Source organism: Paenibacillus sp. MMS20-IR301, assembly GCF_032302195.1.
Classification (GTDB): domain Bacteria; phylum Bacillota; class Bacilli; order Paenibacillales; family Paenibacillaceae; genus Paenibacillus_AQ.
On record NZ_CP135275.1, the window covers coordinates 7,007,169 to 7,018,290 of the forward strand.

The following is an 11,122-nucleotide window of genomic DNA, read 5'->3' on the forward strand; positions in this document are numbered from 1 at the left end:
CCTATCTACAGCCATACTTTATTACAAACAAACCCTAACGGTTCCGGTTCAGTCTACTGGCGGATTGTCTCCGCCGCATGCTGGCGGTACCATTCATTCGCCTCCTGCAGCACCTCTGTTCCGCCCGCCGCCATAAATTCCTGAACGAAGACATCAAAGCTCTCCAACGGCTGTTCTCCGGTAATGATGGAGATATAAGCCTTGTTCTTCAGCCTGATCAGCTCAGGCCCGTTCTGAATCAGCGAGGGGGTGGCGACTTCCAGGGCATTGTAGATGCCGTCCTGGTCCAGGCCCAGGGTGGCGGCCCATTGCTCGCGCCGCTCCGTGGGCTTGTGCGGCACAGTCATGCCCAGATTCGCGCCGATCAGGTTCTGATAGCTGAACATTTTGTCATAAGGAGGCAACAGGACGGCATCCTGCTTCGAGGCGTCCGCCCACTCCCAGTGCCTGCCCTGGACCCCGTATTGCATGGCAGTGCTCTCGTCCCGGTCGGGATTTGCGCTGACGTAGTCAAGAATCTGCAGGATGGCCTCCAGCTTGCCGGGTTCCTTGGCGGCGTCCGCCCCGATGGCCGTGAAGCTCATTAGCATATCATAGGCTTTGGAGCCTCTTTTCCCCTCCGGACCGCTGAAAGGCTGGCCGAACACTACCCGGGCCTGCGGGTTCTTGGCGGTTAATTCCTTGACATTAAACGAAGCCTCCACAGGTACCTCCGTGCGGTTCAGCTTGCCGTTGTAGCTGATCTCCTGATAATCGCCGCTCTGAATCCAGTGATAATAATTGCCCATGGAGGTCATGCCGACCCGCCCGTTAATGAAGGCATGCGACAGATGCTTGTAACCGCCCTTATTCTCTCCGGTGACAAACTCCGGATCAATGATGCCGTCCTGATACCATTTGCGCAGATATTGAAGCGCCTCCTTCATCTCCGGCTCCAGCGCGCCGATAACGAGCTTCTGGTCCTTAACTCCGAAGTAAAGCTGGTCGGCAAAGACGATTTGCCCGAAAGCACCGAACACCACGTTCATTCCTTCCCTGGACAAGCCGTAGGTATCCTTAATGCCGTTGCCGTCGGGATCATCATTAGCAAAGGCATAGATCATCGTCTCGAAGTCCTGTAAGGTCTCCGGCACCGGCAGGCCCAGCTTATTGAGCCAATCCTGGCGGTAGACTACAGGAATCCGATAAATATTCGTCGGATTAATCACGGGAATCCCGTAGATTCGGCCGTTGATCCGGCCGTAATCCTGATAGGCTGGCGCGTTGTCCTTAATGGCCTTCATAAGGTTAGGCGCGTTTTGGTTCAGCAGCTCCTCAGGGATCTCGGCCAGCAGCCCCTGCTGCTGGTATTTGAGCAGATCCTGCGGCTGCCGGATCCGGAACAGGTCGGGAATTTCGCCCTGCGCCAGCAACATGTCCAGAAGCGTTTCATATTTATTATTTTCCAGATTCCAGATATCCAGATTGACGTTAAATTTATGCTCTACATATTGAACCATCTCCGCATCAGCGGGCACCGGCAGGTTCTGATGCATCGTCCAGGAGATGCTGTAGCGGGAGGTGACGGAAGAGGCCGGGGCCTGTTCTCCGGCGGCAGACGGATTACCCGCTTCCGTCCCGCAGCCGCTGAGGATGAGGAACACTATCCCTGCCAGCCATGCCCTATGAACCATGAACCGCCGGAGTTTCTTCATTGAATGCATGCAACCTTTCCTGATAGCCATATTCTTGTCTCCGCACACCAGCTTACGCCCCTTAAGCCTGCTCCGCGGTACTGCGCAGGTAATTCCCCGGCGTGCAGCCGTACATTTCCTTGAACCGCTTAATGAAGTAAGCCGTAGTCCCGTAACCCACGGTCTCAGCAACCTGCTCGACGGTCATGTTATTGTTCTCAATCAGCAGCTTAGCCTGCTCCATCCGCCGGCCGGTGACATAGTCGGTGTAGGTGGTGCCGACTTCCTCCTTAAACAGCCTGCTCAAATACTTGGGGCTGATGAACACCCGGGCAGCCACCGTCTCCAGGGACAAGTCATCCGGCAGATGAGTCTCTATATACTGTTTGGCCGACTCAATGCTGGTAACGGCCCGTCCGCTGTTCCGTTTCTCCATCCGGTCAGTGAAGGCAGACACCGAATCCACCAGCCATTCTTCAAAATGGCGGATATGATTCAGCCCGGTATATTGATTGTACAAATCCGGATGATCTGAAGCGGGATACTTGTGCCGTACGCTTCTCAGATAATCCGAGTAGACGAATACCGTATTCGCCAGAATGAAATGGCAATAGTCGGCCGCATACGGGCCTTCCCGCATGGCGGTGACCAATTGCCGGATTGCTTGTACAATATCCGGCAGCTGCCGGGTCTGCAGCTTCTCCTTGAACTTAGTGAGCAGGGCTTGCGGAATTTCGTCCGGACACTGCTCCCTTTTAAGGAGAAGGCGGTCGTTCAGGACGGATATTTCCGGCAGGAAGTATCCGTATTTCATCAAGATATGCGCTTCGTTGTAGCTCTGATGGATTTCGTCCAGCGCCTGAACCCAGGTCCCCCATGCGATTTGAACACCCAGGCCAAGCTGCTGCCTGCTCTCCGCCAGCATATTGCCGGCAAGTTGCGACAGCAGGTCTTCGTCCGCTGCATCCGTACATAGAATGACAACGAGCTTGTTATCCGGCAGTTCTTCGGCAATCAAGCGGCTATTCTGCGGAGACACTGCTTCCAGACGGTGAATCAGCTGCTCCGTTCCCGCCTGTATATTCCGCGAGCTTAACCGGGCAGAGGCCTCCGCCGGACTTAGGAGCAGGCAGCAATACTGGCTGTATTCACGGGCAAGGCCCAGACACTGCAGCTCTTCCGCCAACTCCTCTCCGGTATATCCGCCTTGCAGCATATTCAGCACCACATTCTGCAGGGCCGCTGCACGGCTGGCCTGCAGTGAATCCTCCAGACTGCTGACTTTATCGTTAAGCCGGATGAAGGCCGTATCAATCAGCCTGTATTCATTCGTTGCATGCTCAGGCGCCGGGCCGGTTAAGTCCCTGATTTTGCCCGCCAGCCGCTTAACCGGAATGTAATTTACTTTGGCCAGAATCCCGGATAACACCAGGCCGAGCAGGATAGCAAACAGACAGATGCCAAGGATCAGCTTCTGCACAACAATGGATTGTTCATAAAAAGAGTTGGCCGGTACCGCATTGTATATTTTCCACTGGGTGGACGGCAATGTCTGGTAAGAGATTACGTAAGGGATTCTGTTAATCGTATCGGTGAAGCTCCCCGCCTCCTTGTCCGCAGCTTGGGTGATCCCCGTGCCGAAACTGCCCTCCAGGTCTAATTCTCCCGTATATGTGCCCGTGATGATCTTGCCGGAACGGTCCAGCACAAAGGAGCTCTCGTAATGAGACGGCATCATATTCTGAATAATTCCGCCAATCGCCTGTTCCTTCACATCAATGGCTATGAAGAGATCGCTATTGTCACCTGAGGCCTGAAAAGGGTAACTGTGCGCATAGGTGATCAAGGCCTGGTCATTGCTCCCCGGAAGACTCGAGAAGATATCCTGGGAAACCATCCGGGTCCGGGTCCACAGGCTGCCCTGCTTATTGCTGCTCATTCCATTGATCCACTCTGCAAAAAACGCGGCCCCGTCGCCTTGATCAGCACCAAGCTTCAGCCCGTAGACTGACGACAGCATGACCTTCTGCTCCGGGGAGTACAGATGAATTGCCTGTACAATATCGGAGTTGCTGGCTGCCTTGGATTTAAGCACCTCCTGCAGGTCGAGCATTTTACTGAGGTTGCTTTGATATGCAGGACCGGATAACAGATGCAGCTCTGCAGTCTGGCCGAGTGCAATTTCCACATAAATCTGCTGTACCCGCTCAAGGACCGTGTTCTCAATTGTGCGGGCTGTATTTTCAAGCATCAGCTGATTTTTGCTGCGCAGCTCCTCCTTATAGTTGCCGGAGAAGTATATATAGAAGAAAGAGCAGATTAAGAGCACGATGACAAGCACGACGGATATATAAGAAATAGCCAGATTGGCGAATACGGAATTCCGTTTGTTCAAATGGATCAGCTCCCTCCGTATACCATCATCTCCGATTAATATTAAGCGAATGTAAAAAGAATTCGGCCATTGCAACAAATGTTGTGCCAATGTCCGGAAATACTCCTAAATTGATATAAAGCAGAAATCGTTGTATTGCTGGGCGGCCAGGCCCGGTGCTACACTCGGGAGCGTTCAGAGCTGAGGCCGGCAAGGCTGTGCTCTGGCGGAGGATTTCATACTTTATTAATGATAGGGGTAGAAGCGTTGTGAAGAGAAGAAAGTTGAAAAAGGCTTTGGCCGTCTCCCTGGGTGCGTTACTGCTGTCGAATACACTGGCGGCAAATCTGACTATCGCAGCATCTTCTGCACCTGCCGCAGCGGGGCCGGGAACCGAACTTCCTGCGGCTCCGGTGTGGGGCCATTTTGTAGACAGCTATACTAACAATAGCTCTGTTAATCTGGCGGTCTATTCCAATCCGGCCATCGGCGTGCTCTCCGGCTTCCTGGAGCTGTGGAAACCCGGCACCTCCTGGAACAACGGAACGAAGCTGAACAGTGAAGTGCTGGATGCCAATATTCAGTACGTGGTCGATCTGGCCAAAACGCGGACGCAGGCCGATGAAGATGCGGCTTATTTGACTGACCGCAGAAACCAGACCTACGGCGCGACAGAGGGGCTTGGCCCGCTGGCCGAGGTGTACCGCACCAAATCCAAAACAACTACTTCCATTAAAGACATCCCGGCGGATGCCGTGAGTAAAAAGTATGATGATACGAACGGGGCAAACAAAGGCGGCGACTCCGGTTCCGAGCTGGGCAAGATGGTTGATCTGATTGGAATTGTACGCGGCAACGCGATGTCCACGAATCCGGCAAAAGCCTTCTATAACTACAAGCGTCCCTTCCGCTGGGCCGAAGATACCTCGGTTGTGATTCCGACGCTGAGACCGGCCATCAAGGAGGATGCTTCGTCAGACGGCGGGTTCCCGAGCGGACACACGAATGCCTCCTATCTGGCAGCCTACGCACTGGCTTATGCCGTGCCTGAACGCTTTCAGGAGCTGATGACCCGGGCTTCCGAAATGGGAGACAGCCGGATTGTGGCCGGCATGCACTCTCCGCTGGATGTGATTGGCGGGCGGGTCATGTCTACAGCACTGGCTGCTGCTGCTTTGGCCGATCCGCAGAATGCGGAGCTGAAGCAAGCCGCTTACGATCAGGCCCATGCCCTGCTGCTGACTGAAACCGGAACAGCGGAGGACAAGTACAGCAATTATGAGCAAAATAAGGCGGATTACACGAAGCGCCTGACTTACGGTTTTGCGCCGATTCATTCGACACTGGAAGCGGCAGTTGTGCCTAAGGGCGCGGAAGTGCTGCTGGAGACACGCCAGCCTTACCTGAGCGCTGAGCAGCGCCGCGCAGTACTGGCAACCACGGCCATTTCTTCAGGTTATCCGGTACTGGATGATCCGGAGGGCTGGGGCCGGCTGAACCTGTTCGCCGCAGCTGACGGGTATGGCGCGCTTAACGGCGAGGTCACGGTCACAATGGATGCCAGCGAAGGCGGATTCTACGCGCTGGACAGCTGGAAGAATAATATCTCCGGCACAGGCAAGCTGACGAAGGCAGGCAGCGGCACCTTGAAGCTGACCGGCAGCAACATGTATGCGGGCGGTACTGAAGTAGCCGGCGGGACACTGGAAGGCGCTTCGGCCAATGCGCTGGGCAGCGGGGATGTAACGACCAGCAGGGGCAGCCTTGTAGAGAATGTAACCGGTCCGCTGAATGTAGGCGGAGATTATACGCAAGCTGCCGCAGGTACGCTTGCGCTGAACATTGCCGGTGCAGCTGATGTGGTAGACGTCAAAGGCGATGTGAAGCTTGACGGAGCTTTGCAGGTGAAGTTCACGAATAGCTTTGTGCCTGGTGAACGTACCGTACTGATCCGGCATGACGGCAAGCGCAGCGGAGAATTTACTGCGCTGAAGGCAGAAGGTCTGCCAGGCGATTACAGCGCCAAGCTCGTCTATGAAGCGAACCAGGTTGTACTGGTTGCTGTTAAGGGCGGAACGGTAGTGCCAACGACCGCACCGACCGCATCGCCAACCGCATCGCCAACGCCAGCCCCAACCGCAGCACCGACAAACGCTCCGGCATCAGGGGGAGGTGCGGTGCCGACCCAGGCTCCGGCAGTGACGGCAACACCATCACCAACCGCAATACCTGCGGCAACGCCAACGCCAACGGCAACACCTGTTGCTGAGGCGGATCACTTCCAATCCGCGGTTACGAGCCGCGACGCGGTTCTGAAGGCGCTCGGCGCTGCCGCCGCTGCAACGGGCAGCGGAAACACAGCATTCAAAGACACTGCCAGTCACTGGGGCAGCAGTACGATTGCCAAGGCCGTGAAGCTTGGGATTATCAACGGCTATGAGGATAACTCATTCAAGCCGGATGCGCCGGTAACGAGAGCCGAATTCGCAGCAATGATTGGGCGTGCATTCGGACTGACTCCGGTTACGGCTGCCGGCTTCAAGGATACCGGCACCAACTGGGCTGCCGGCTACATCGGCGCGTTAACGGACAAGGGCATCGTGACCGGCTACGCGGATGGCAGCTTTAAGCCAAACGCGAAGATCTCCCGCGCTGAGATGGTAGCTATCATTGCCCGGGTGCTGGACCTCGATGCTCTGGCATCCGGTTCATCCGCCGGCTTCAAGGATGTGGGCAGCGATAACTGGGCGGCGGAAGCCATCGGCAAAGCTTCTGCAGCAGGATTGGTTCAAGGACTTGCCGGCTCGGCATTTGCCCCGGGCGGCAATGCTACACGCGCCGAGTCCGTCACGCTGATCATCCGTGCCCTGGAAAGCGACAGTACGGTGAAGGCATTTATTGAACAACTGTAGCAGGGAGCGAATACAAAGATCAGGTCACTAGATACCGGGCTGTCCCTATCAGCCACTGCATGACTTTTAACAAATCGTTGTCAGAATTCCCACACTTCTAAAGTGGCGGGATGAATGATAACGGTTTGTCTTTGCTTTTCAGAAGATCTTTGGTAAAATCGAAACAAGAACATATATTCCTGTTTTGATTCATAGAAGTTGAGGTGAGGCTTCATGCTCAAAGCTTTCAAATTTCGGTTATATCCAAGTGCTCCGCAGGCTGATTTCTTGGTGAGAAGCTTCGGCTGTGTACGTAAAGTCTACAACCTCATGCTGAATGATCGCATCGAAGCCTACAAAAAGCACCGGGAAACCGGTGAGCCCATCAAGCTTCCTACACCCGCCCAATACAAAAAAGAATATCCTTTTCTTAAAGAAGTCGACAGCTTGGCCTTATGCAATGCCCAGCTTCATCTGAAAGCCGCCTATAACCACTTTTTCCGTCATCCTTCCTCCGGTTTTCCAAAGTGGAAATCCCGTAAACATCCGGTCCAGTCCTACACCACGAACAATCAGAATGGAACCATCGCGATTGTGGCAGGACGTTATTTGAAACTGCCCAAGATGGAACCTGTGCGGATCAAGCTGCATCGGCAGCTTCAGGGCCACATCAAATCGGCCACGATCTCCCGTACGGCTACCGGTAAGTATTTTGTCTCCATCCTGTGCGAAACGAAGGTGGAAGCGAAGGCATTAACCGGCTCGGTCATCGGGATGGATCTCGGGGTCACTTCGTTTGCCGCCTTCTCCGATGGAACGAAAGTCCAGAATCCGAAGCATCTGATGAAAACCTCAGACCGGCTCTCCAAGGCCCAGCGTAAATTGTCGCGCCGAGCGCTGCAGGCCCAGAAGGAGGGGCGCCTCCTCGCAGGTAGCCGTAATTACCAGAAGCAGCGTATCCTTGTGGCTAAGCTGCATGAAAAAATAGCCAATCAACGGAACGACTTTCAGAACAAACTCAGTACGGAACTCGTCAACAACCACGACGTGATCTGTGTGGAGACTCTGAATGTCACAGGGCTGGTTCGAAACCACAGGCTTGCCCGTAGTCTTCATGATGTCGCGTGGTCCGCCTTTCTGTCCAAACTGACCTACAAAGCGGAGTGGTATGGGAAACAAGTGATCCGGGTGGGACGCTGGTTCCCTTCCAGCCAGCTCTGCTCGGCCTGTGGGCACCGGGATGGAAAAAAGGGACTCCACATCCGGGAATGGAGCTGTCCCAGCTGCGGAATCACGCATGACCGGGACGTAAATGCAAGCAGGAACATCCGGACAGAAGGGCTGCGTCAGCTCTATGGAACCGCCGGAATCTAACGCGGAAGGGAACCGCAGGGACTGCGGGGATCGCTTGGTGTATAAGCCTAACCGCTGCTTCGGAAGGTAGTCTCCAGAGCAAGTATGGGCTGTTCCCAAGAAGCTCACACCTCTATAGGTGGGAGTAGTTCACGACAGCCCTCACTGCCTGACCTGACAGAAAGTCTGAAGCAGCCGCTAATGATATGCGGCTGCTTTTTTGAATGTAAAGGACATGATGCAAACTGAACAATTGTAGATAACAGCAGAACAATAGATGGATATAATACACTTGCTACAAGAACGAAGAGGCTATGTTAAACAGCAAGTGGAAAAAGCACTTAATACTCGGGAAAAAGACCAAAGTAAGCAAAATGTGCGGAATTAAGATACGCTGCTAAACAGAAGAAGCTTTGCCGGGAAAAGCAGTAACCACTAAGCTGGCACTCCGCGAGCAGGAGCTTACGGACTCCCGTGCGCTTATCTTCCGGATTCAGCTTATTTCTCCGGGTTAACGGACACAGGAGCGCTTATTGCCGGATCAGCAGGCTGATTTCCGGAGAATCTCAGTAAATAGCTGCACTGGAGTCCGTAAGCAGGGCGAAAAGCCCCTTTTGCGGGAAATATGCGCATCTGTGTCCGCAGCGGCCCGCGTTCAAACATCAGCTCTGCTCAAACAACTGTTTGTCCACAGCCACTCCCGTGATCACATCCCAGCCACTCCCGCGCTCACATCCACAGCCACTCCTGCGCTCATATCCCAGTCACTCCCCCTGGCCACTCCCGCAGCCCCGCCCCGCAAAGCCCTTATAAGCAGACAACCATCCTCCGCAAATTCCCCGGCAATTATGCAGTATATCTAAAGTTTAAGGGGGCGAAGGCGCGGAAACCCGGTGCTATAATGGCGTTACCAACAGACAGGAAGGGGCAATTCCCATGAATTCCGGCGATCATCTATCGTCTTTGAAGCTTGCTGTACCGCTTACATTACCGCTTTTTCCCCTACATTATAACTGGAAGGGCGGGGGAGCCAATGAGCAAGCTAACCGCTGAATCCGGCCTCGCCGGTGCATCTTTGCACCCGGGAAGCCGCCGTTCCTTCTCCCGCTTCCTCCGCAAGTATGGTCCCGCGTATCTGATGCTGCTGGTGCCGGTCTGCTTTTTCATCGTGTTCTCACTGTATCCGATCGGCTGGGCGCTGAAATATGTCTTCTATTATTATGACGGCGTGATGCCGGAGCGGTTCACCGGGATGGCCAATCTGCACCGCCTGATGGAGGATCAGATTTACTGGTCTTCGCTCTGGAAGCAGGCGCTCTTTTCCCTGAAGATTCTGATCGAGCTGCCGCTCGCGTTCGTGCTTGCCTTGTTCCTCTACTCCCGCCTGCGGGGGCGGAATATTTTCCGGGCGATGTTCGTGATGCCTTATATCCTGCCTGGCTCGACGATGGCGCTGGTCATGTACATTCTGCTCAACCCGTATAACGGCGGGCTCAACCAGCTGCTGCTGAAGCTCCATCTGATTGATCAGCCGGTTCAGTTTCTGTCGGGGGGATGGACGGCGTTCGCCAGCGGGATGGTGATGGATGCCTGGCAGAACTTCGGGATCAACATGCTGTTCTTTCTGGTCGGGCTGACGAGCATTCCGAAGGATGTCTACGAGAGTGCGGATATGGACGGGGCTACCGGGTGGAAAAGAATGCGCTACATCTCCATCCCGATGATGGGCCGCATCCTGCAGATGATCCTGTTCCTGTCCATTCTCGGTACGCTGAAATCGATGGGCCCCTTCCTCGTCTTGACGAACGGCGGGCCGAATAATGCTACAGAGCTGACGTTCCTGTACATATTCCACCAGTTCTTCGGGGGCGAAGCGGGCAGCAACTATGGCTATGGCGCGACGGTGGCCGTGGTCACTGCACTTATGCTGGTGGTCATCTCCGCGGGCTACTTCAAGCTGACCAAAAAAATGGACTATCAGGAATAAGGGGGAGGCGCAATGAAGACTATCGGGCAGACGCTGAAATATATCTTTCTGGCGGTGGCGGCGCTGGTGACGCTGGTGCCGGTGCTGTATGTGTTTTTCTATTCTTTTAAATCCAATCAGGAGCTGATTACCGGGGGCAGCCTGCTGCCGGAGGAATGGACGTGGTCGAACTACTCTGAGGTGTGGGATAAGCTGGATTTCTCGTTATACTTCTATAACTCGGTGGTGTTTGCGGTGGTCAGCGCGGGGATGTCGGTATTCATGGGGGCCATGGCGGGGTATGTGTTTGCAAGAACTAATTTTCCCGGCAAAAAAGTGCTGTCGCTGCTGATCATCGGTGTCATGTTCATCAGCCTGGGACCGATGACGCTGTACCCGAAATTCAAGCTTGCCGTGGACTGGGGACTAACGGACAGTATCTATACGATACCGCTTGTTGCCTTATACGGGCTGGGGGCCAGCGTGTTCCTGTACGAAGGCTTCGTCAAATCCCTTGGCAAGGACATGGACGAGGCTGGTATTATGGATGGAGCAGGCTATTTCACGCGCTTCTTCCGGCTGACACTGCCGCTGATGGCGCCGATTACCGCAACTTTTTTCCTGCTGGAATTTATTGCGGAATGGAACAACTATATCCTGCCGCTGGTGATGAGCATCGGGAACCCGGATACGAAGACGCTGACCGTGGGCGTGGTGGAGCTGCGCAACTCAGGGACGGGGGCTGCGGCATGGAATCTGCTGCTGGCCGGGTCGATGATCTCGGTCATTCCGGTACTGACGGTCTTCATTCTGCTCAACCGGCAGATCGTAGGCGGACTCGCGCAAGGAGCAGTGAAGGGCTGAC

The 11,122-nt window shown here is 54.6% G+C and carries 6 protein-coding genes; 4 read left to right on the forward strand and 2 right to left on the reverse strand.

Translation table 11 applies throughout. The features are described 5' to 3' along the window. Window positions 1–53: 53 nt before the first annotated feature. Both LOS79_RS30195 and LOS79_RS30200 read right to left on the reverse strand, forming a co-directional pair. Window positions 54–1,694, reverse strand: coding sequence for an extracellular solute-binding protein (locus LOS79_RS30195; protein ID WP_315414584.1), 1,641 nt, complete (start codon window positions 1,692–1,694; stop codon window positions 54–56). Window positions 1,695–1,755: 61 nt separating this feature from the next. Next, the gene (locus tag LOS79_RS30200; protein WP_315414586.1) at window positions 1,756–4,068 is read right to left on the reverse strand and encodes an AraC family transcriptional regulator; all 2,313 of its coding nucleotides are present in this window, start codon (window positions 4,066–4,068) and stop codon (window positions 1,756–1,758) included. 248 nt (window positions 4,069–4,316) lie between these two features. Between LOS79_RS30200 and LOS79_RS30205 the strand changes: the two genes are divergently transcribed. The 4 genes from LOS79_RS30205 to LOS79_RS30220 all read left to right on the forward strand — a co-directional run bounded on the left by LOS79_RS30205 (window position 4,317) and on the right by LOS79_RS30220 (window position 11,121). Further along, window positions 4,317–6,959 carry an S-layer homology domain-containing protein gene (locus LOS79_RS30205; RefSeq protein WP_315414587.1) on the forward strand — a complete coding sequence of 881 codons (2,643 nt, stop codon included), beginning with the start codon at window positions 4,317–4,319 and terminating at the stop codon, window positions 6,957–6,959. A gap of 213 nt (window positions 6,960–7,172) precedes the next feature. Next, entirely contained in the window at window positions 7,173–8,312 is a 1,140-nt protein-coding gene (gene tnpB / locus LOS79_RS30210; protein WP_315414589.1) for an IS200/IS605 family element RNA-guided endonuclease TnpB, read from the forward strand. A 1,012-nt stretch (window positions 8,313–9,324) separates the two neighbouring features. Then, window positions 9,325–10,278: a carbohydrate ABC transporter permease gene (locus LOS79_RS30215; protein WP_315414591.1), complete on the forward strand. Its 954-nt coding sequence runs from the start codon at window positions 9,325–9,327 to the stop codon at window positions 10,276–10,278. A 12-nt stretch (window positions 10,279–10,290) separates the two neighbouring features. Then, entirely contained in the window at window positions 10,291–11,121 is an 831-nt protein-coding gene (locus LOS79_RS30220; RefSeq protein ID WP_315414592.1) for a carbohydrate ABC transporter permease, read from the forward strand. Window position 11,122: the final 1 nt, after the last annotated feature.